Source organism: Culicoidibacter larvae, from assembly GCF_005771635.1.
GTDB lineage: Bacteria > Bacillota_I > Bacilli_A > Culicoidibacterales > Culicoidibacteraceae > Culicoidibacter > Culicoidibacter larvae.
This window is the reverse complement of sequence record NZ_VBWP01000002.1, coordinates 255169-278005: the sequence shown is the minus strand read 5'-3', so window position 1 is coordinate 278005 and position 22837 is coordinate 255169. Positions and strand designations below refer to the sequence as shown.

Here is a 22837-nt window from a genome sequence, read left to right as displayed (position 1 = left end):
TTGTGCATTATCAACAAAACTATGTATATATGTATTTTTTTACAAAACATTGTATATTCAGAGTATGATAGGACATAACTATGCCGAGTCAAGTATCACAAAACTCATAAAACTCACTCAAATATTACTGCAATTGTTTTAGAGTTAGTGTAGACTCAGAATTAGGAGAATATTAATAATATCATTGATTAATCTGGGGGGATTATATGTATAAAATATTATTTGTTGATGATGATATAAAATTCCAAAGTGTTATTGCTGAGGTACTGCGACTTGAAGGATACGAGGTTGATCTCGCTTCAAATGTTGCTGATGGATTAAGTTTGTTTAAAGATAAACGATATGATTTAGTACTTAGTGACATCATGATGGATATGATTGATGGATTGCAGTTTTTGGCAATTCTACAAAAATTGGATTCAAGAGTAAAAGTTATTTTGCTGACTGGTTCTGATGAAGAAGACGATGAGGTTCGTGGCTTAGAGTTGCGCGCCAGTGATTTTATTAAAAAGCCGGTTTCAATACGGGTCTTATTAACTAGAATTAACCGAGCACTTCATAAAGGTGCATTCACTGAAGAAGTTGAGTATTTAGAAAGTAGATCGCAAAAATTAAAGGTCAATTTTTCTGAAAGAAAAGTGTTTAAAAGCGAACAAGAAATTCAATTAACCCGTTTAGAATTCGATGTGTTAATCATTTTCTTGTTGAATAAAAACACTGTGCTTCCAAGAGAAGAAATTATTTCTAAAATCTGGAAAGGAAATGAATTTTCAGTTGATCCTAGGAACGTTGACCAAGTCATTAAACAGCTTCGACGCAAATTAGAGTTATTTAGTATTTATTCGGTTCGTGGTATTGGTTATGAATGGTCGGAATAAGAAAAAAATAAATTGGCGCATGCTGTTTAATGTTATTGGCTGTTTGTATATTATTATTGTTATTGCTTTGGCTTTTTTAATATATAATATTCCTTCTTTATATACTCAATTAGAACAGAATGAAGTCAATGAAATCCGGTCACAACTGAATGAAAGATTAGCAGTTGATCAAAGCATTGTTGCACAAGAAATTGAAAAATTCGCAAGTGAGTACAAGCTAGATATTGTTGTTAAACAAGAGGCAGCAGTTATCTTTTCGAATATGGCTGAAACAAGTTTTTCAAAGCTTAAAGCTGAAACCGATAATGACTATTTGAGTTATCATGGTGCCTTTGAGGTGAAAAATGGTAATGGTATTTATCAGGTATGGTTAGCGATTCATAAGATGAGCAGTCAAGTTTTCTTTGAGATTATCATGAGTATTCTTATGACTGGAATTGTAATTCTTAGTGTAATTATGATAGTTTTGGTTGTGATTTTATTCCGCCAACTTATATTGCCAATTCGTCGGCTTCAAAAAAACATTATGAACTTAAAAGAATATCGTTTTGATGAGTTACAGAGCAGCAGTGAAATGGAGTATGATGCATTATCAGAAGATTTAAGTATATTTAGTGAAGATTTATTAGGGAAAATGTCTAAGATTGATGATAACTATTCTAGTTTGGAGCGAGAACTTCAAGAACAAAAAGAACGTACAGTTTATCAAAAACGATTGGCAACTGCGATTATTCATAATCTAAAGACTCCAATAAATATTGCGATGATTCAGAATGAACGTCTCCAAGGTTATCTTAATCCTAATGATGAACTTGAGTTGAAAATACTTCAAGACTTAGCAGATATTGATGATCAACTTATGAATGAAATAAGTGAAGCTTTATTAGTGATGAATGAAGAAGAAATAGTTGATAACAATGCAACGGTCATCAATGTGGTAGCAGTAGCAAAGGATATGCTAAAGCTATTTGCAACTTTATTTGAAAAACGCCATCTAACTGTTTCTTTAGATGCCCCAAAAGAAATTTATGGATATTTTCAACCGCTTGAATTAAAGCAGGTTTTTCATAATATTATTTCCAATGCTTGTCAGTATGCTGATGAGTACGGAGAATTTGAACTTAGCATGTTTGCCGAAAATGGTTTTTTAGTTATTGAGGCCTACAATGATAAAGAGAACACTGAGAATATTGATTTCGAACAAGTATTTGATTTGTTTTATCATATAAACGATGAGGATATCAATTTTGGAAGCGGTATAGGAATGTATACAATAAAGAGTATGGTGTCCGGACATGGTGGCAGTGCGACATTTGAAAAGAAAGATAATGGTGTTTTACTCACAATTATATTGCCTATTGAAGAGGTGAGAAAAGATGCGTAAAACTATCATAACTATTATTTTTTCATTTTCCATACTGTGTTTGCTAAATGTAAAAACATTTGCAGTTACTCCGGAATTTTATGAATCTCAAGATGAGGCTATAGCTAATACTATTCAAAAATTGGAAAGTAGTTCATACCGACCAGGAACATACCCGATAAAGATTTATTATAATCAAAATGGTTTAGCACTTGAAGAAACAATTTATATTACTGTTGAAGGTCCATTTACCTTTATTACCGGAAATAATGCTATTGATGCTACTGGAGTAACTATAAGTATTACAGATGCAAAAAGATATCAAATATATGATTGGATAAAGGCTACTGACGCCCATGCATGGCGTATTGATACTCTTGAGGAGTTACCGATAGATGGAGTCGATACAAGTAAGTTAAGGTTTGAAGTGGGAACATACGAGATTTCATTTAATGCGTTAGGTATTTCAACTAGCGTACCAATAACCTTAATTGAAAGTTCAGCCTTGGTAAATAACACAGAAAGTGGCTGGTATGATCAAAATTTGTTTTTAAATTCTGAGAATGAGTTTGAACTATTTGATTCTTTTGGATTTACGATATTGAAAATTGGCGTAGTCATTATGTTGGTTATTCCAATAATTTTTCTGTTCTTGCAATTTTTTTGGTCTTTACGTACAATGGCTAATTTAAAAAAAGTCATGCATAAGCGAACGCATCATAAATCTCACAATTCAAACCAATAATATACAGAATAAGGAATATTAATAGGCTATGATTTATTTATAATCTATATTTAAGGGGGATTTTCCTATGAAAAAAATAGTAAAAATTAGTTGCCTTTTATTAGTGGCAACGCTTGTAGTAGTATCGCAAATGAATTTAAATGTTTTTGCGATTAACTTCAGTAATGAGAATGAACAAACAGATATTCAAGCAAGTGAAAATAATACTGAAGATAATAAAGTAGAAACAACTGATGATACTGCTGAAGACGAAAGCAATAGTGCCTCAGTAGAAGATGCACCGCTGATGACAAAGCTTTCGCCGTTTTTGATTGGTCTTGCTAGCTTTGATGGTTATGATTTAAATGGCGATAATAACTTGAGTTATTCTGCCAGTCAAGCTTTCGGGACAACTTCGGGAAAATCATTGAATGTTAGCGCAGTTTTTCCAGATAGTACAACACCGAATAAACAAATTATTGTAGCATTAACCAAAGATTTTAAGTTTGATAATATCGAGGGCTTTAAAACAGGCACAACTGTTTTTGATGCTTCAACTTTGCCGGATCAACTAAAAGGAGTAGTTTTAAATGCTACTTACTTTAAAAATACCGATGCAATACCAGCAATTAATAGTACAATATCGGATCTTTCGGGATATGTTGTTTATGATGTTATAGCATCTGCAAGTAAAGTAGACTTACAGTTTACCGTTAGCATGGTTGGAACTTATTTGCTAAATAACGGAAATATGGATTTAGTTAATCCGATTTCAGTGCGCTCAGTAATGGATAATGTTGCGATTGATGAAGAGGTTGTCGAAAATATCCGTTTTACTTCGCCACTTGCACCAAAATTCTGGGGTGCAAGTTCGGTTTCATATATGTATGCTGATCAAGTAGACAATATTTACACCAATAAAGATATGTACTTCTATACAACTGGGCTTAATAATCAAGACTCTTATGGTATATTATATGAACAATGGACAGTTAAATATTCATATCCAAAACAGTTAACGCTAGAAAATGTATATATGAATAATAGCACTAATAATATAACTACTATAGTTGATGAAAGTAATCCAACTTTAAATTATGTTACTATTACAGCAAAAGATTTTTTAACAACTGGAAAAAATTTCTACTTTACATTTACTTCTGATGGTCTTGGTGTAGCGGGAGAAACTTACAAAGTAACTCCTGTTAAAGTTAATGGCTATAATTCGTATGTTAAGCCGTATGGTGCAGCTGAATTTGGAACTAATGCTGGGTTATACACATTTACTATCAATATTCAAGAATCATATAAAAATAAAGCAGAGGTTTTCCCACGGACAACAAAAGTATCGTTGCAAAATGCAGATAGCGGAGCTATCTTATTGGGAACATTGCCAATTAGAAATACCCAAGCAGATTCTGTAACCGATCAGAGTTTAAAAGTTGATTTTGATACTACAATGATAGGAGTTACCAGTGTTTATATGCGTAGTGGAATAAAAGCGTATAATATTACAGGAATTACTACGGATGGACGAGTATTTATTTTTCCGGATGTTCTTAGTTCCGCACCGGATAAAATGTTATCTTTATTTGCTAATGCAGATATAACTCCAAACAAAGAAGAATATATTGCTTCTTTGTCATGGGATGAGGTAAGAATACCAGGAAATTTCATCTCTGTGGCAACAAATGAATCAGCAGCTTCCGCAGCTTATTCTCAGGCAATGTTTTATGGTGATATTTTGCCAAGTGCAGAAAGTGGTAAGAGCGTTAAATCTGTGTTTACTATAACAAATGATGGTGATTTTTCAGGCAGTAATGCTCAATCTGCTAATATAACTTCCAGTTTTAGTAGTAGTGGTGAATTCCGCCCTAATAGCTCTACTACATCAGTAACACTACTTGGTGGTGAAACTAAAACTGTTTCAGGAAACTTTTCTTATAATCATGATAACTATAATTTCTGGACTTCTAGTATGAAAGGGTTTAACTTCTATCTACGTGAATTAGATGGAATATATATCGATGCTTCATCACTAAAGATCACAGATAGTGATGGAACAGTATTTTCCAGCACAGATGGCAATGCTATTATTTCAGATTTTATTGATAATAGTGGTGTTAAGGTTTATAAAATTTATATTCCGACAGCAAGATTTGATTTCAATAGCAATCTTAAAAAAATAGGATATAATTTTGATATTAAAGCTTTATCAACGTCTCCAAGTATTATTGAAAGTATGTCTAATATTATACAGGAATTACTTTAGCAGAACCACTAAATGACAAAATATCAATAACTGGAAATAGTGGACAAACAATTGAAAATAAATATGAACTAAGCAGTAACCGTAGTAGTTCTCAAAACCTTATGTCGGGCTTAGCATCTGCACAATTAATTGTTAAACCGAACATTGCGTTTAATGTAGCAACAGCTGCCAATCTAAACAACGGTTCTTGGACAACATATGATTATGTCAGCGGGAAAACAATTATTGATTTAAACCCTTATGGTGAAGCTAAATATAAATTATCAGTTTCGAATAACTCAGGACAAAATATCAATGGCTATAAAGCAATTATCCCAATTCCTAAAGCAGGACAAAATGCCGGAAGCGACTTCCAACAACAGAATTTTGAATGGGATGTGCTTCTGAATAATCCAATTGATGTATCAAGCACGAATTACGCTTATACCGTTCGTTACAGTACAACGTATACAAATAATTTTGATGATGTTTCATGGAAAACATGGAATGAGATTACTGATAAAACAACCATTAAAGCGGTCCGGATTGTCACAACTGATGTAATTCCTGATGGTGGTCAAGATGAAATTACCTTCACCATTGATATGGATCCGGCAACTGCTGACACACAAGCTGGTGGAACCAACATTTATACAGCATTAATTAAGCGAGACTTAGGCGGTATTGTTGCCAATGTACCAAGTGAGCCGGTAGCGATTCGCTTAAAAACCGGAGTTATCAAAGGACAAGTGTTTAACGATACTGACCGGAATGGTTTGTTAAATGGGACAGAAACCGGACTCAATGGTGTTGTTGTTACCGCTTATGAAGCCGGAACAACAACGGTTCTGGAAACTAAAACGACCCAAACATTAAATGGTGTACCGGGAAGTTATGCCTTCTTAGGATTAGACAAGAACCAAAATGTGGATATTGTCTTTACGAATCCAACGAATGATGACTCAATTCGTTTTAGTGCGGTAACAAGCGGTGGTAGTACCCCAACCGCAAGTGCTACACATGATAAAGCAACAACATCAAACTTAACACCAAGTGCAGTCGGCTTTGATAGTATAGATGCCGGATTCATCACGCCAATTACGGTGACCTTCAATGGGAATACCGGGGTATCGAGTATAGCTTCAACTAAGAAATATCCGGGTGAAGCGGTTAGTCCGACACCAACAGCTACAAAAGTTGGACATACGTTCAATGGCTGGTTTACCGCAAGTACTGGTGGAAGTAAAGTAACCTTCCCTTATACAGTAGGAGCAGCTGATGTAACATTATATGCACAATACACAGCTAATAAATATGTACTAAGTTATGATGTTGCGACCAATGGCGCAACAAGTACAAAACCTGCTGATGAACAAGTAACATTCGATACATTAGCGACTAAACCAGCAGATGCAGTGAAAACCGGATATACATTTACTGGGTGGTTTACAGCTGCGACTGGTGGTACGCAATGGAACTTTGCGACCAGCAAAATGCCAGCGAATGCGGTGCAATTGTATGCGCAATTTACTATCAATAGTTATACCATGACATTTGATAATGATGGCGCGACAACTACTCAAACCGTTGTCTATGATACATTAGCAACTGAGCCAACAGCACCAACAAAAACCGGATTTACCTTTGCGGGTTGGTTTGATGCTCAAACTGGCGGAACGAAGTGGAACTTCGCAACTAACAAGATGCCAGCAAGCAACAAAACATTGTACGCACAATACACAAGAAACAATTACACACTGACATTTAACGATCAGGGGACAACAAGCACACAAACAGTTGCCTTTGATGCATTAGTAGTAGAACCAGCAACAGTACCAACTAAATCTGGTTATACATTCAGTGGTTGGTTTGATGCTGCAACTGCTGGTACAAAGTGGAACTTCGCGACTAGCAAGATGCCAGCGTCAAACAAAACATTATACGCACAGTTTACTGCTGACGACCAAACGATTACCTTTGATGTGAATGGTGGACTAGGAACAAGTAAACCAGCGAACTTAGTTCAACCAACTGATAGCAGTGTTGACTTAGATGCTGTAGCAATACCAACAAGAGCCGGCTATACTTTTGTCGGATGGTTCGACAGTGCTGACACACAACACAGTGGCACATTCACAATGCCGGTTGGCGGATTAAGCCTTAAAGCGAAATGGACAGCCGATGACCAAGTAATCAGTTTTAACACCAAAGGTGGAACAGGTGTTGCATCTATCACTGCGAAAACTGATACAACAGTTGATTTAGATACCGTAAGTACAACACGTCCTGGCTATCAATTTGATGGTTGGTATGTGGGTAGTACACAATATACTGGAGTTACTACCGTACCAGCTGGCGGACTTGCCTTAGAAGCACACTGGACGGCATTAGACCAAACCATCACTTTCGATGTGAATGGTGGTAACGCAACTACTCAGCCAGCTGACATCATCCAAGTAACCGACAGTACAGTTAACTTAAACACAGTCACTGCGCCAACATGGTTCGGACACAAGTTCTTAGGCTGGAAAGACGCGGCAGACACAAGTTACAGTGGTACAATCACTATGCCGGCAGGCGGATTAAACCTAATCGCCGACTGGCAAGATTTGATTGCTGATGGTGTTTGGCGAATTGAAGGGGACAATATTCGTATTTCGGTTAATGATTTAAAAACTATTGTTGCAAACGGGACTTTGGAAGATGAAATCCTTGCCCGTTCAAATGCGAAAGCATGGAATGATGCAACCCTTGAAGAGTTACACCCATTAATGGTTGATACGACAGAATTATTATCTAAAGCAACAGTTGGTACCTATCAGGTGAAAATAAGTCACGAGGAACAAAATCAAGTTGCGGCAACATTGTTTAATGAATTGGCAACATCAGAATTGAATACAACTATTAATGTAGAGGTTTTTGATAATACTGAAACAACTTTACCTGCTACTGGACAAAACTATATGGAATTGTTTGGCTTAGGAGTAGGAATAGTCAGTCTTGGGGGACTTGTAGTTCTAATTAAAAGATTTAAACTAAAAAAATAATATGAGTTGAGGAGAAGTCTTCTCCTCTCACTCTATAGGACAATAAGTATCCCCCCAATATTTATTGTTCTATAATGTGAATAAAAAAAGCCAGCTAAGCATAGACACTTAGCTGGCTTTTTTAGTATGCTAAATTATACGTTGACTTTTCAACCGGGAAGTTAAATTCTTCCCACAAAGCTATTCCACCAGATAATTCAACAACTTCGTATCCATTTTCCAACAAAATAATACTTGCCTGTTTAGCTAAACTGCAAGTTGGTCCCCAAGTAGATACAACAATTAACTTGTCCTTAGACAATTCGTTTAAACGTTGTGTTAATTCAATGACCGGTATTTCAATTGCGCCCATTGGTTTATTCTTTTTAAATTCCGCCGGAGCGATTCTAACATCAACATGTTGAATTTTATTTGGGGTGGAAGTTGCTAATTCAACAACTTCTGTTGGTGACAATTGTGATTCTACTACTGCATTTAAGTAGTTTATTCTATTTTCAATATTCATTATTATTTTCCTCCTAAATAAAGATAAGTGATAATCCGGCTATAATTAATAGACTTAATAAATTATAACCTTGATTAATAAGAATGATTTTCCAGTTCTTGCCATCAAATACAGCAAGCTTAACACTTGAAAATATAATGACTGACGCTAGCATAAGTAATTTATATAGCATTAAAATTGGTAAATTTAATAGAATACCTACTAAACAAAATGTAGCCATCCATTCACTGAAAAAAGCTAAAAAGATTCGTTTGGGAACAAATATTTTCTTGATGTCATCATCCGAAAATCCCATTTCTTTTTGCCATACTTTCCCCCAAATAAGACTATACCAAATGCAGCCTAAAGCAAATGAAGCTACTGTACCTATAATAGCAGTTAAAAAATATCCAGTATCCAAAACAAAACACCTCCTAATATATTTTGTACTTAATCTGTACATAAGAAATATACCATGAGGCATTAGTAATTATTTATTCATTTTTGCTTTCTTAACTGACTATACAGTAAATGCGGTAAATTAATAGTAAGTGGTGGATCAGTTGGAACTTTTTTCCTTAATGTTAAAGTAGTTTTATAAGATTTATTGTGCTCAAAAATAAACGGTTGATTAATAAATGCACGATATTCATCTTTTAGGAAAAAATAGTTTAAGGGGTTATTTGTTTTTGGAATCCCACAGGACATCAAAAAAAACCGACCATCAGGGATGTTATCAAAAACGATTGTTTTACTCTTTTTTAAGACTTTTCCTAAAACCGGAGTGTGATTTGGAATCATTCGTTTAAATAAACCAACAAAACATAATCCTTCAAAAGCCCTGGGTAATTGAATGTTAACTTCAAGATTATTCTTAGTAGAGGTATTTGTTAGAGAATATTCGTAAGTATTTTGTTCATCAATTTCTGCTTTTTTAATAAATGCAAATAGATTAGGAACCTGTAACTGATATTTTTTTGGAGATAGTCCGGTTTTTCGTTTAAAGTTATTTGTAAAAGTTCCGGTACTTAAATAGCCCACATCTAAATGTGCTTTAAGAACACTTTTGTGTGCATCCATATTTTTGAAACTATAAAATACTTTAGCTGAAGCAATGTATTCAACGGCACTTACTCCATTATAAGCAACAAAAATCCTACTGAAGTGAGATTGTGTATAACCAAATTTTTTACATAGTTCATTAACAGTTACAGTTTGGTAGTTTTGATGAATATATGCCAGAACTTCTTGCATAAATGTGTTCATTATTGATATCCTCCTCAAGCAAGCTATTCTTATATCATACTTAGTATTATTGCTGGTAGCAAGGTAGCTTTTGTGAAAATAGTGTAAGAAAGATATAAAATACCGCTGCCCGTAGGCAGCGGTATTTTATGGCGCAAGCATGTTGCGGCAAGCGGATACAATGTTTTTAAAATCATTAAGAGAGAAGTCGAGAATCATTTTAGATTGGTCACGCCAAGCTTCGATAATGTTTTCCTTGCCATAGAGGAGTGCCAGGATAATGGCCCGGTTCAGATAGCAAAGCCCGGTTTGTTGATTACCTTTTTGGATATGTGAGAGGAACAAATGATAGTAGACACCATGGAGGAACTTTGACTGTTCGTTATTAATAGAAAAATTAAGAACTCGGTCACACCATGAGAGTGCGACGTCCGGTTCATTGTTGATGTTAGCCAGAAGGGCGATATTGAGGATGAATTTAATTTGAATTTCCGCTGTTTCATAGAGCTCATCATATGCATTAAGATCTTTGATTGCCCGTTCACCAATTTTTAAAGCGGTTTTGTATGGTAATATTGTGAATACTGAGGTCAGTAATCGTAATTCAAAGTAATACCATTTATCCATTTTTTGCAAATCAAGCCAGATTTCTTCAAGTAATGCTTTTGGTGCGAATGGATCATGGCTAATATTATATACGCGCCATGCTTCACTAAGGATATGTAATTGTTTAAAGGCTTTATTGCCGGTTTGCTTATAGTAATGACTAGTCAGACGTTGGATTTTTTTGAATCGTTTTTCATCAAAACCGTCATTGAAACCGCGCATCAGATATAGAATCTGATTGATCGGGGTTTCGTGATAGTTATTGGTAATATAATTGAGCTCATCCAAGCTTACATTAATTTGACTGGCAATATGAACACAGTTTTCGTATGAAGTATGTGTTTTTCCGGCTTCAATATTAGTTAAGGTTGGTTGAGTAAACTTATCACTGCAGGTTTGCTTTTGTGATATGCCTTTATTTTTTCTAATTTGACGAATAGTGCTGCCTAAGCGCTCATGAAAAACATCTTTTTCTTGCGGCATAAAAAATCCCCCCGATTTTTTAGATTATTATACTTAATGTATCAAGTATAAGGCTAATTGAATGCTATGATAAAAAATATAAATATATTTATATTTTAAAACAGAATCGCACTTCTTGCAAATAATATATTAATGATTTCTTACACATAATATTTATTGAAAACATAGTTGGTTATTGATATTTCATGCACATTTTATCTGTGCTATAATATAAGGTGAATAAAGAAGCAGAGGATGAACGATAATGATTCGACCACAGGCAATGGATGCCTTAGATTTTGAAGCAGTGCGTGAACAATTTATGACGCATGCAACCAGCAGTGCAACCCGTGACTATATTGCTCGGTTAGTGCCACAAACTGATTTAACAACTATACAAATAATGCAGGCGCAGACAGATGAGAGTTTACGGCTTTTTTATCGTTACCAGCGTCCGCGTTTCAATCATCTATTTCCGGTGCATGACTTGCTGCATTTTGTTGCTGCCGATGGTATTTTAGAAATAGAGACATTGATGGAACTGGCTTTTTTATTAGAGAATGCTAAGCAGGTTCATCAGTATTTAGAAATGATTGAACAGCCAAATGAATATCCGCATCTTTGGGCAACGCTGAATCATGTTTATTATGAGCGGGCAGTTGTTGATAAAATTTGGTCAGTCATCAGCGAAGATGGCAAAATCAAGGATAGTGCGAGCTCGGAGTTGCGGCGGATTCGCCGGGCGCAAAGCGAAGCGGAGCGCTTAATTCGGAAGACAATGGCGACGATTATGCAGAAATATGCGAGTCAATTGATGGAGCAGATTTATACTTTGCGGAATGACCGTTTTGTAGTGCCGGTGCGCAGCGAGTACAAAAATAGTTTTCCGGGAATTATTCACGGTGAGTCGGCTACACGAACTACGGTTTATATTGAGCCGCAAGAAATTGTTGTAATAAATAATACGCTGAGTGATTTATATGTGCAAGAACGCGAAGAAATTCAAAAGATTTTATTTGAGCTTTCACAATTGGTAAAAGAACATGCGCCAAGTGTAGCTCACAATGCTGAGCGTTTTATTGAACTAGATTTTTTATTTGCTAAAGCAGCATATGCAGCAGAGTTCGATGCGACAATGCCAGATCTTAATATCGATAATGTTATTGATATTAAGCAAGGGCGTCACCCCTTGATTGATGCAAAGTATGTTATTGCCAATGATGTACGTATTGGTAAAGAGTATCAAACAATTGTTATTACCGGACCAAATACCGGTGGGAAAACCGTTGTGCTGAAAATGCTGGGATTGTTTACTATCATGGCTCAACTGGGATTGCATATTCCTGCGCGTGAAGGCAGTCAATTAGCAGTCTTCGAACAGATTTTTACTGAGATTGGCGACGAACAGTCAATTGAACAGAATTTAAGTACCTTTTCGGCTCACATGCAGCATGTCGTTGGTATTCTTAATGATGTTGATGAGAAATCGCTAGTACTTTTTGATGAGCTTGGCAGCGGTACTGACCCCAAAGAAGGTGCGGCGCTGGCAATTGGTATTTTAGAATATGTATATCAGCGCGGTGCAATTACAGTTGCAACGACCCATTACCCGGAATTAAAGATTTATGCCTATGAATCGGAGCATGTCATGAACGCATCAGTCATTTTTGATGTCGAGAAATTGATGCCGACATACCAACTTGAGCTTGGCATGCCGGGCCATTCAAATGCGTTTGATATCGCCGGAAGATTAGGGTTGCAGGCAGATGTTTTAACGACCGCCCGCCGTTATATTGACGAGCGTGAGGAAAATATTGACCAGGTCATTCGTCGTTTTGAAGAAGAAGCACGTAAATTTGTTGAGGTACGGACCGAGCTTGCAGCGACGAAGGCGAAGGCTGAGGAGCTGGAAGCACAGTTGCATGCTGAGTATGACCGCTTGGATGTGCAGAAGGAACGAGTTTTGGATCAGGCACGTCGTGAGGCGAATAAATTTGTTGAAGATGCTCAGAAACAAAGCGAGGCGATCATCCGCGAAATCAAGGAGGAACGCCACCAGTTAAAGGATCATGAATTGGTATCAGCGCGAACCCGGTTAAAGGGTTTAAAACATGAGACTAAAAATGTTGAGCAGGAGCGCGGTCAAAAACAGAATAATTATGCTGTTGGCGATGTGGTATATGTGAAGACGTTGCAGAGTAATGGTTCGATTATTGAACAACTTAAGAATGATCAATGGTTAGTAAAGGTTGGTTCGTTTCAAACGAAAGTGAAGACTGATGATTTGCGTTTCTTGAAGGCTAAGGAGCAGAAGAAGCAGGAGCAAAATGTTCGACGCAAAATCAGCAGCCGTGCCGGAATTCAGCTTGATTTGCGAGGTGAGCGCTTGGCTGATGCACTTGATAAACTTGAGAAGTATTTGGATCAAGCACAACTTGCCGGTTATGACCAAGTGGCAATTATTCATGGACATGGTACCGGGGCATTACGAACCGGTGTGCAAGAATATTTGAAACAATCACCGATTGTGAAAAACTTTCGCTTTGGTGGTGAGGGTGAGGGCGGTGTTGGCGCTACCATTGCTACCTTGAAATAGAAAATGATATTTATTGCAAATTTGTAGTGATTACATCTTGATGTGAAGATAAAAAGATGCTAATTGTTAGACACCCATTTTTGGATATGGTATCATGAATATATAAATTAATTATAAGGGAGAAATTAAATCATGGCTGTACATGTTATTGAAACTAAAGAACAATTTGAAGACAAAATTAAATCAGGAAAATACCTTGTTGACTTCTACGCAACTTGGTGTGGACCATGTCAAATGCTTTTACCAGTATTAGACGAAATTGCACCACAATTAGAAGCTGACAACGTTGAAATTTTAAAAATCAATGTTGACGAATTACAAGATGTAGCTGGTGAATATGGCGTAATGAGCGTGCCAACTTTATTCGTTGTAAATAACGGTGAAACAGTAGCTCAAGATGCTGGCTTCAAACCTGGTGATACTTTGGTTGAATGGGTAAAAGCTAACTAATCAGAGTAACAATTGAATTATTAAGGCTAAGCCTTTAGGAAAAAGTCGCGGACTATCAAGTCCGCGGCTTTTTGTTTTGGATTTTGTCACAAAAAATCTTTATTTTGTCTTTAAGTTGGGTGTGATAGAATGGAATAATGAGGTGAATTCAATGCGAGTTTTGGTTATTGAGGATAGTTTTGAGGTGCAGGAGACGATGCGCCATTTTTTGAGTAAGAGTGGTTTTGCGGTTGATTGTGCTGATAATGGCGAGGATGGTATTGAGTTGGCAACGGTGACGGAATATGATGTTATTTTGCTGGATCTGAATTTACCGGATATTGATGGTTTTGAGGTTTGCGAGCAGTTGCGTGATGCCGGGATTGATACGCCTATTATTATGGTGACAGCGCGTAGTGAGGTGGCTGATCGAACTTATGGTTTGAATGTCGGCGCTGATGATTATTTGGTGAAGCCTTTTAGTATGGAGGAGTTGGTAGCGCGGATTCGGGCGATTTTGCGTCGGGTTCGTAATCGGGCAGAGGCTAATATTGTGCTTGGTGATATGGAGATTTTGCCGGATTTAGTGCAGGTTGTTGTAGCAGGAGTAGATTTCCCGTTGACGCCAAAGGAGTATGAGATTTTATATTATTTGGCTTTGGAGTCGCCAAAGGTTTGTTCGTTAGAAGCAATTATTGAGCATGTTTGGGATGATAGCGGTAATCCTTTTTCCAATGCGGCGCGGGTACATGTCATGAATTTGCGCAATAAGCTGAATGCTGCGTCGGCAAGTGTGCAGTTAAAGACGGTGAAGGGTAAGGGATATGCTTTATGTATAGTTTAAAGAAGCGAATACAGATTGCTTTTATTGTGTTTGGGATTATCATTAGCATTTTGAGTATTCTGGGATTTTATTTGATTTTTCGGATTTCAGTTGAAAATATTTTGACCAATTCAAGTCAAAATGTGGTTATCACTTATAATGGCGGAACGCAGATGTTTTTTTCCAATCGCATAAATACTGAACAAGAATATTTCACTGCTTTTTGGTTGAAGTATAATGTTTTAATTATTGGTATGTTATTACTGATAAATGGAATTAGTATTGGCATTAGTTTTTTTGCTGCGCGGATGTTGGTGCAGCCACTGAACCAAGTTTCCGGACAGATTGCTGATGCTAATTTCAATCCGGATGGCTATGAGTATCCTGCGGAGATTGAGCCATTGGTTGATGCGGTTTTTGCTAATTATCAGGAACTTTATCGGAACTATTATGATAGTGAACAGTTTCAGAGTTATGCTGCACATGAGTTGCGGAATGAGTTATTGGCGCTAATTGGTATGGTAGAAAGTGGGACAAAGTCTGCCGCAGTGGAACATATCCAACTATTGAATCAGACTATTGATGATTTGCTGATTTTGTCGCAATTAAAAGGAAAGCAAATGGATGCTTCAGCAGATGTTGCTTTGGTCGTTGCTGAGGTGATTGATAGCTTCAGTGATAAGCTGAATATTTATTTTGACTTGGATGAGTTTGATGAACCACTGGTTGTTGCTGGAAAAGCTTCGTGGATTTATCGGGCGGTATTTAATTTACTGGAGAATGCTTTACGCTTTGGAGAGCAAGGCGGACCGGCAGTTGTTGGCGTTTACCAACAGGAGGATGCGATTGTGATTGTGGTCAGCAATCGAATTGCAGCTGATAATGAGGTGCCCCCGCAGCAGATTTGGGATGCTCGGTTTACCACTCATAGAAATGGTCATGGTATCGGGTTGCAGTTAGTGAAGCATGTTGCGGAGTTGCTGAATGGGTATGCTTATCATGAGGCGGTGCCGGGCAGAATGAGCTTTTTTATTGCTTTGCCCGCGGAAAAGCAATAAATCTTTATTTTACCTTTAACTAGGATTTGCTAAAGTGGAGTCAGGAGGAATACGATGAATATATTTTTAATCTTTATTATTAATTGTGGTGCATTGCTATTGTTGGGCGGAGCATATTATGTATTTGTTTCGATTGATAATGATGATGTGCGGGCGCAATTAGCGGGTGCAGATTCGTCGAAGCGTAAGCAGATAAAAAATATTGAATTTATTCTTCTATGCGGATGTCTATTTATGATGACTGGCAGCGTTTGTTTAGCATTTATCTTGAGTTAGGAGGTAGAAAATGAAAGCTATTATACAGGGTGAACTTTTCTGCGATGAAGCGGGAATTGTTGGCTTATTAGTTAAACAGGAAGCCAATAAACAAGAATTATTAAAACAATGCATGCATCAATATGCTGAGCAATTGGGAAAATCATTTGTACTTAGCAGTACCGGTTTGGATTTGATGCAGGATGAAACTGTCTTGCAAAATATGCGGTATCGCTTGCAGCAAGCGGGAAGTAAAGTTGATTGGCTGGCACAAATTGATACTATGCTGGGTTTGGCAGGTTTTGTGAAATCACATCATCAAAAACTGGTCAGAGACTGCTCAGTTTTTGAACAGCAGATGTTGCGGTTGGTTTATGCAATGTTAACTAATCCGGGAGTTGTTGTTATTACCGATTATTTTATTTTAAGTCAATTGGAAAATAAACAGTTAAGACAAATGCTAACAATATTTCAAGAAACATGTGGCACTCATTTTGTCATTGTTCTGGATGATCCGCAAAGTGCAGTATTGGTTGATAAGTTCTATGTTTGGAATGATTTTACGACCATATTGGTAAAAAAGAATGAATGGAGTGAGCGACATGCACAATTTTTGGCGAAAAGTTAAGCATCAACCATTGAAAGTTGGTATTGTTTGTTTGTTGATTGTGGTGGCATCTGGGATGCTTGTTGGCGGGAATGTTATGGCATTTCAGGTTTCAAACAGTCCTGAAAATGTATCAAGCAATAATATTGAAGGAGAAACTATACTAGATGATACATTGAAAAATGGGCAGTACTACTTCAGTAATAATTTTGATACTAATTCAGACACTGGAGTATATTTAAGTGTTTTAGTGAATGCTAGAACTGGTGAGGCATTAAATCGCTTTTTGAAAGATGGGGAATATAAAGGGAATGGTCTGCTAGGTGCATCAAGAATTTCTATACCATCAGTAGAATATAACGATAGCACGGTTCCGTTATTACCAATTAATCTATTCAATGAATTTTATATTCCTGGTAAGTTATTAGAAGGTCAGTTACCAGTTGAGGAGAATGAAATTATGGTTAGTAAGGTTGCTGCTGAACAGTATAGCTGGCAGATTGGCGATGTTGTAAAATTTGATGCTAATGGAGATGTTGAGTATAGCATTAGCGGAATTTGGGGAGAAGAAAACGCGGCGGTTAAGCATAGTGAAAAAGAATTTTTAGATAAGTATGTTAATTTAGCATTTATTGTTACAGTACGCGATATTGCTTTAGCTCAAACCTATACTATTGATGAACTTCCTGATGATGCTACTATTGTCATTGAAAACAAAGAAACTGGGGAACCAATGTATTTGCATCCTCAAAATGATACAGTCGATTTCTATAATGATATTACTGGAAAAGGTATACATTTTACTAAGATTGATAAAAATACATATGTAATTGCTACAACTGAAACAACACATAATTACTGGACAATTTACATTGATAATCCTGAACATGCACAACAGTTTTATCTAGATTTAAAAAATATTATTAATAATAATTAGGAGAAAACCGTGGACTTCATGTCTGCGGTTTTTTGTCTGAAGTTTTATGAAAATAATGAAAAGTGGGGCTTTCTTATTGAATAATATCTTTGACTTGGTATAATTATTATTAAGGCTTTCAGGGCCATTTTTTTGTAGCTAATGCTCCCTGGTTTTAATATTATGGCAGTGGCATTAAAATAAAGTTATTTACGCGGCTCGGCGTGAATTTGTGCTATAATTGAGAAAGAGAATTCTGAAATATAGAGGAGTTAAATTGTGTATGGAACGGTTACAAAAAGTAATTGCAAATAAGGGATATTGTTCTAGGCGGAATGCTGAGGTTTTAATTAGTGATGGCCGGGTTGCGGTAAATGGTGTTATCGTTACTGAGCTGGGTGTGAAGGTTGGTCCTAATGATGAAATCAGTATTGATGGCGTGAAACTTGAGGGTGATGATAAGGTTTATTTCGTGGTTAATAAACCGCGTGGTGTTATTAGTGCAGCGAGTGATGAACGTGGCCGCAAGGTTGTGACCGATTTAATTCCGGTGGATGAAGTGCCGGAGCGGATTTATCCGATTGGTCGGCTTGATTATGATACGACTGGTGTTATTTTGTTAACCAATGATGGCGAGTTTGCCAATATGATGATGCACCCGACCGGAGAAATCGACAAAACTTATGTTGCTAAAGTAAATGGTGTAGTGAAGCCGAATGCGATTCATAAATTACGTCGCGGCGTGGTGCTTGACGATGGCAAAAAAACGGCACCTGCAGAAGTATATATTGTTTCAACCGATAAGGGTCGCGATCTTTCAACTATTCAAATTACCATCCACGAAGGACGTTACCATCAGGTGAAAAAAATGTGTGAAGCAGTTGGCTATCCAGTAAAGAGTTTACGTCGCAGTCAGTATGGCTGTGTTGAGCTTGGTGATTTACCGACTGGCGGCTGGCGGCGATTGAAACCGCATGAGGTGAAAACCTTGCGGACAATGAGTCAGGCACAGAAAGGGCGATAACAATGTTAGTTGTTTATGCGAGCAAAACCGGAAATATTGGCCGGTTTGTGAAGAAGTTGCCGGATACGATGACAACTTTGCAGATTAAAACCGGTGAAGAAAAAATTGATGAGCCATGTGTGTTGCTTACCTATACAACCGGTATTGGTGAGACACCAAAAGAGGTAGCCGCTTTTTGTGCCCAGAATCATCAGCATATTGTTGGTGTTGTTGGCAGCGGGAACCGTAATTGGGGCGATGCCTATTGCAAAGCGGCAGAAAGTTTGTCGGCTGAGTATGGCTTCCCAGTACTTTACAAGTTTGAACTTTCGGGCCGGATTAACGATTTAGATGCATTCATCAGTGTTGTTGATGAAATAGCTGATACAATTTAATGTAATGGAGAAAAAGGGGGCAAGTTTCGCGGTGAGGCCGCGAAGCTTGCCAATATTTATAAGGAGTGGGCAATTTTGAGATATCTCGAGCTAAATAATGAGGTTTTACAAAAAAAGAATGGCTTTTTCCAACTGGAAAAGGACCAAGAAGCAGTTGTTGAGTTCAACAAAGAAGTTGAAGAGAAGATGATGAAGTTCGCGAGCAGTGTTGAGCGGATGCATTATTTAATTGATAATATGTATTATGAAGATTTTTTTGAAAAGTATACAGAAGCCCAGATTGAAGCGATTACTAAGCTTGCTTTTGATTATAAGTTTCAGTTTCAGTCATTTATGGCGATTTCAAAATTTTTCAAAGATTATGCTTTGAAAACGAATGATAAGCAACAATATCTTGAGTATTATGAGGATCGGGTTATTGCCACTAGTTTACATTTGGCACAGGGTGATTTTGATCAAGCTTGTAAATATGTGCAAGTTATGATTGAACAGCGCTATCAGCCAGCGACACCGACTTTCTTGAATGCCGGTCGTGCTCGTCGTGGTGAATTGGTATCATGTTTCTTGCTTGAGATGGATGATAGCTTAAATTCAATTGGGTTCAATATTAACACGGCAATGCAATTGTCAAAAATTGGCGGCGGTGTGGCCTTGAATCTTTCAAAATTGCGTTCTCGCGGGGAGTCAATTAAAGAGGTTGCTCATGCGGCTAAAGGTGTAGTACCGGTTATGAAGTTACTTGAAGATTCATTTAACTATGCTGACCAAATGGGGCAACGTAAAGGTGCCGGTGCGGTGTACTTAAATATTTTCCATTGGGATGTTGATGAGTTCCTCGATACTAAGAAAATCAATGCTGATGAGAAGAGTCGGATTCAGACTTTGTCATTAGGGTTAATTGTTCCCGATAAATTCTTTGAACTTGCTGAAAAGAATGAAGATTTTTATGTGTTTGCACCATTAAGTGTTGAAAAAGCCTTTGGTGTGGCGCTTGATGATATGGATATTGATACGATGTATGATGAAATGGTTGCTCACCCTGATGTGGTGAAAAAGTTGATGAATGCGCGTCAGATGCTGACTCGCATTGCCAGCACACAATTCGAGTCTGGATATCCATATATTGTTTATAAGTCAACAGCTAATAAAGCCAATCCATTAAAAGGTATCGGTCAAATTAAGATGTCTAACTTATGTACCGAGATTTTCCAATTACAAACAACTTCAGTCATTGGCGATTATGGTCAGCCTGACGAAATCGGTTACGATATTTGCTGTAATCTTGGTTCATTGAATATTACCAATGTTATGGAAAATAAAGCGATTCGCGATAGCGTTCATGCCGGTATTGATGCACTTACAGCCGTAAGCAATATGTCACATATTGAAAATGCACCGGGAGTTCAGCATGCTAATGATGATTTCCATTCAGTAGGACTTGGAGCAATGAACCTACATGGATTCCTTGCTAAAAACCGAGTTTCTTATGAAAGTGTGGAAGCAAAAGATTTCGTTCGTACTTTCTTTATGATGATTAATTTCCATTCACTGGAACGCAGTATGGAAATCGCTAAACAAAGCGGGAAACGTTTTAAAGGTTTTGAACAATCAGAGTATGCCAATGGCAATTACTTTGCTAAATATGAAGCAACTGACTTCAGTCCGCAAACTGACTTTGTAAAAGAATTGTTTGCTGGCATTGATATTCCAACTATTGAAGATTGGAAAACATTGAAAGCTCAAGTGCAAAAACATGGTATTTATCACTCATACAGAATGGCAATTGCACCAACGCAAAGTATTAGTTATATTCAAAACTCAACACCATCAATCATGCCGATTGTTGATCATGTTGAAGTACGTACATACGGAAATTCAACAACTTATTACCCAATGCCATATTTATCAGTAGAGAACTATTTCTACTATAAATCATCATATAATATGAACATGATGAATGTTATTGACTTAGTTGCTGAAATTCAAGAACATGTTGACCAAGGAATCAGTACGATTCTTTATGTAACTAATGAAACCAGCACGCGTGATTTATCACGTCTTTATATCTATGCGCATAAAAAAGGACTAAAAAGTCTTTACTATACTAGAACTAAAAACCTGAGTGTAGATGAGTGTATTTCTTGCGCCGTGTAATAATAAGTGCGAAACGCTTTCTTTTATTGAAAAACACAAGAAAAATTTATCGTCATGTATGTCAAGATACAATCCTCAAAATTTTCCTTGGTTTTCCTTCAAAAGCGAAGCGTTTGCATCTTATTATTCATTTAATAGAAAAAAACAGATATAATTTTTAAGGAGGAAAAAATATGGCATTTTCAGCAGTAAACTGGAATCGTATGGATGATGACTATACAAAAATATTCTGGGATCAGAATGTGCGTCAGTTTTGGGTAGATGAAGAAATTCCTTTAGCTGATGATAAGTTAACGTGGATGACGTTAACCGAGGAGGAGAAACGTGCTTATGAACATGTATTAGGTGGATTAACTTTGCTTGATACTGAACAAGGCAGCAATGGTATGCCGCTTATTTCACGGGCAGTCACTTCACAACATCAAAAGGGTGTTCTTGGCTTCATGGGAGCTATGGAACATATGCATGCTAAAAGTTATAGTAGTATTTATTCAACACTTTCTTCAATGGAACGAATTGATGAAATTTTTGACTGGGTATTAAAAAATGAATTTCTGCAAGATAAGATTACTTTTATTCATGATAAATATGCTGCTATTAATAATGATAAGAGCTTATATTTGGCAATGGCGACAAGTGTATTCTTGGAGACATTCCTGTTTTACTCAGGATTCTTCTATCCGTTATATTTAGCGGGGCAAGGAAAACTTATCAATAGTGGCGAGATTATTAACTTAATTATTCGTGATGAATCAGTACATGGTGTTTATGTTGGATTATTGGCACAAGATGTTTTCAAACGTTTGACTGATAAAGAACAAGTTGAAGCAGAACGTGAAGTGGTTCAAATTCTTGAGCATTTACAAGGAATCGAACAACATTATACTACTGAGGTTTATAGCCAAATCGGTTTGATTGATCAGGTTATGGACTTCACTAAATATAATGGTGACAAAGCAATGATGAACTTAGGATTTGATGCCTTCTTCAATGTTACCGAAGATGATATCAACCCGATTGTTATCAATGGTTTGCGTACTGATACTAAAAACCATGACTTTTTCTCTACTAAAGGTAACGGATATATTAAAACGACCCGAGTTGAAGCATTAAAGGATGAAGATTTTATTTTCTAGGAGGCGATGAGCTTGACAGTTTATTATCACGAAGTTATTAAAAGAGATGGTTTGCGTGAGCGATTTGATGTTATTAAAATCGTTAATGCGATTCAGAAGGCCGCGTGGGCGACCGGAACTGAGCTGGACTACGAAGTGGTGCAGCAAAAGATTACTGCGCCAATTGAGCGGGCAGTGACTGAGCGGGCAATGCAAGTTGAAGAGATTCAAGATATGGTTGAAGTTGCTTTGATGCAGGAGTATCCTAAAGTTGCTAAAGCATATATTTTGTATCGCGATACGCGTAATCGTGAGCGGGCGAAACGTGAAGCAGCTCGTGAGCAAAATAGATAGAAATTGGGAAAAGAGCAGTCCGCCGGACTGCTCTTTTCTTCTTTTTTCACAACGAACATTTTTGTTAGAAGT

Annotated in this window: 21 protein-coding genes; 17 read left to right on the top strand and 4 right to left on the bottom strand. The window is 37.0% G+C overall.

What is annotated here, in order from left to right; all coding sequences use genetic code 11:
- The first annotated feature begins 206 nt into the window (after positions 1–206).
- The 5 genes from FEZ08_RS03790 (at position 207) to FEZ08_RS12725 (ending at position 8263) form a co-directional block, all read left to right on the top strand.
- On the top strand, positions 207–878 hold the full coding sequence (locus tag FEZ08_RS03790; protein WP_138190384.1) for a response regulator transcription factor: 672 nt from the start codon (positions 207–209) through the stop codon (positions 876–878).
- The gene (locus FEZ08_RS03785; protein ID WP_138190383.1) at positions 862–2262 is read left to right on the top strand and encodes a sensor histidine kinase; all 1401 of its coding nucleotides are present in this window, start codon (positions 862–864) and stop codon (positions 2260–2262) included. The genes FEZ08_RS03790 and FEZ08_RS03785 overlap by 17 nt, the downstream gene beginning before the upstream one ends.
- Positions 2255–2986: a hypothetical protein gene (locus tag FEZ08_RS03780; RefSeq protein ID WP_138190382.1), complete on the top strand. Its 732-nt coding sequence runs from the start codon at positions 2255–2257 to the stop codon at positions 2984–2986. The genes FEZ08_RS03785 and FEZ08_RS03780 overlap by 8 nt, the downstream gene beginning before the upstream one ends.
- 67 nt (positions 2987–3053) lie before the next feature.
- Positions 3054–5237 (top strand): adhesive domain-containing protein, encoded by a 2184-nt coding sequence (locus FEZ08_RS03775; RefSeq protein WP_138190381.1) that lies wholly within the window; start codon positions 3054–3056, stop codon positions 5235–5237.
- Between the two features lie 101 nt (positions 5238–5338).
- Positions 5339–8263, top strand: a complete 2925-nt coding sequence (locus FEZ08_RS12725) for an InlB B-repeat-containing protein (protein ID WP_138190380.1) — start codon at positions 5339–5341, stop codon at positions 8261–8263.
- A 121-nt stretch (positions 8264–8384) separates the two neighbouring features.
- On the opposite strand, the gene FEZ08_RS03765 is transcribed toward FEZ08_RS12725, so the two are convergent.
- From FEZ08_RS03765 to FEZ08_RS03750, 4 genes are all read right to left on the bottom strand, one after another.
- Positions 8385–8768, bottom strand: coding sequence for a rhodanese-like domain-containing protein (locus FEZ08_RS03765; RefSeq protein WP_138190379.1), 384 nt, complete (start codon positions 8766–8768; stop codon positions 8385–8387).
- Between the two features lie 13 nt (positions 8769–8781).
- Entirely contained in the window at positions 8782–9168 is a 387-nt protein-coding gene (locus tag FEZ08_RS03760; RefSeq protein WP_171014925.1) for a DUF1761 domain-containing protein, read from the bottom strand.
- A gap of 77 nt (positions 9169–9245) precedes the next feature.
- The gene (locus tag FEZ08_RS03755; protein WP_138190377.1) at positions 9246–10013 is read right to left on the bottom strand and encodes a helix-turn-helix domain-containing protein; all 768 of its coding nucleotides are present in this window, start codon (positions 10011–10013) and stop codon (positions 9246–9248) included.
- A 126-nt stretch (positions 10014–10139) separates the two neighbouring features.
- Entirely contained in the window at positions 10140–11081 is a 942-nt protein-coding gene (locus FEZ08_RS03750; protein WP_138190376.1) for a helix-turn-helix domain-containing protein, read from the bottom strand.
- A 244-nt stretch (positions 11082–11325) separates the two neighbouring features.
- Between FEZ08_RS03750 and FEZ08_RS03745 the strand changes: the two genes are divergently transcribed.
- The 12 genes from FEZ08_RS03745 to FEZ08_RS03690 all read left to right on the top strand — a co-directional run bounded on the left by FEZ08_RS03745 (position 11326) and on the right by FEZ08_RS03690 (position 22765).
- Positions 11326–13656, top strand: a complete 2331-nt coding sequence (locus tag FEZ08_RS03745) for an endonuclease MutS2 (protein WP_138190375.1) — start codon at positions 11326–11328, stop codon at positions 13654–13656.
- 132 nt (positions 13657–13788) lie between these two features.
- The gene (trxA, locus tag FEZ08_RS03740) at positions 13789–14106 is read left to right on the top strand and encodes a thioredoxin (protein WP_138190374.1); all 318 of its coding nucleotides are present in this window, start codon (positions 13789–13791) and stop codon (positions 14104–14106) included.
- 151 nt (positions 14107–14257) lie between these two features.
- Entirely contained in the window at positions 14258–14929 is a 672-nt protein-coding gene (locus tag FEZ08_RS03735) for a response regulator transcription factor (RefSeq protein ID WP_138190373.1), read from the top strand.
- Positions 14917–15966 (top strand): sensor histidine kinase, encoded by a 1050-nt coding sequence (locus FEZ08_RS03730; protein WP_138190372.1) that lies wholly within the window; start codon positions 14917–14919, stop codon positions 15964–15966. The genes FEZ08_RS03735 and FEZ08_RS03730 overlap by 13 nt, the downstream gene beginning before the upstream one ends.
- A 54-nt stretch (positions 15967–16020) precedes the next feature.
- Complete coding sequence (locus tag FEZ08_RS03725) at positions 16021–16242, top strand: hypothetical protein (RefSeq protein WP_138190371.1); 222 nt, start codon at positions 16021–16023, stop codon at positions 16240–16242.
- A 10-nt stretch (positions 16243–16252) separates the two neighbouring features.
- Positions 16253–16849: a hypothetical protein gene (locus FEZ08_RS03720; RefSeq protein WP_138190370.1), complete on the top strand. Its 597-nt coding sequence runs from the start codon at positions 16253–16255 to the stop codon at positions 16847–16849.
- A complete protein-coding gene (locus FEZ08_RS03715) occupies positions 16824–17765 on the top strand; it encodes a hypothetical protein (RefSeq protein WP_138190369.1) in 942 nt (313 codons plus the stop codon). Before FEZ08_RS03720 ends, FEZ08_RS03715 begins: the two co-directional genes overlap by 26 nt.
- 262 nt (positions 17766–18027) lie before the next feature.
- On the top strand, positions 18028–18768 hold the full coding sequence (locus FEZ08_RS03710; RefSeq protein WP_138190368.1) for a pseudouridine synthase: 741 nt from the start codon (positions 18028–18030) through the stop codon (positions 18766–18768).
- Positions 18769–18770: 2 nt separating this feature from the next.
- A complete protein-coding gene (gene nrdI, locus FEZ08_RS03705; protein WP_138190367.1) occupies positions 18771–19142 on the top strand; it encodes a class Ib ribonucleoside-diphosphate reductase assembly flavoprotein NrdI in 372 nt (123 codons plus the stop codon).
- Positions 19143–19217: 75 nt separating this feature from the next.
- On the top strand, positions 19218–21296 hold the full coding sequence (gene nrdE / locus FEZ08_RS03700) for a class 1b ribonucleoside-diphosphate reductase subunit alpha (protein WP_138190366.1): 2079 nt from the start codon (positions 19218–19220) through the stop codon (positions 21294–21296).
- Between the two features lie 173 nt (positions 21297–21469).
- Positions 21470–22432, top strand: coding sequence for a class 1b ribonucleoside-diphosphate reductase subunit beta (gene nrdF / locus FEZ08_RS03695; RefSeq protein ID WP_138190365.1), 963 nt, complete (start codon positions 21470–21472; stop codon positions 22430–22432).
- A gap of 12 nt (positions 22433–22444) precedes the next feature.
- On the top strand, positions 22445–22765 hold the full coding sequence (locus FEZ08_RS03690) for an ATP cone domain-containing protein (protein WP_171014924.1): 321 nt from the start codon (positions 22445–22447) through the stop codon (positions 22763–22765).
- Positions 22766–22837 lie beyond the last annotated feature (72 nt).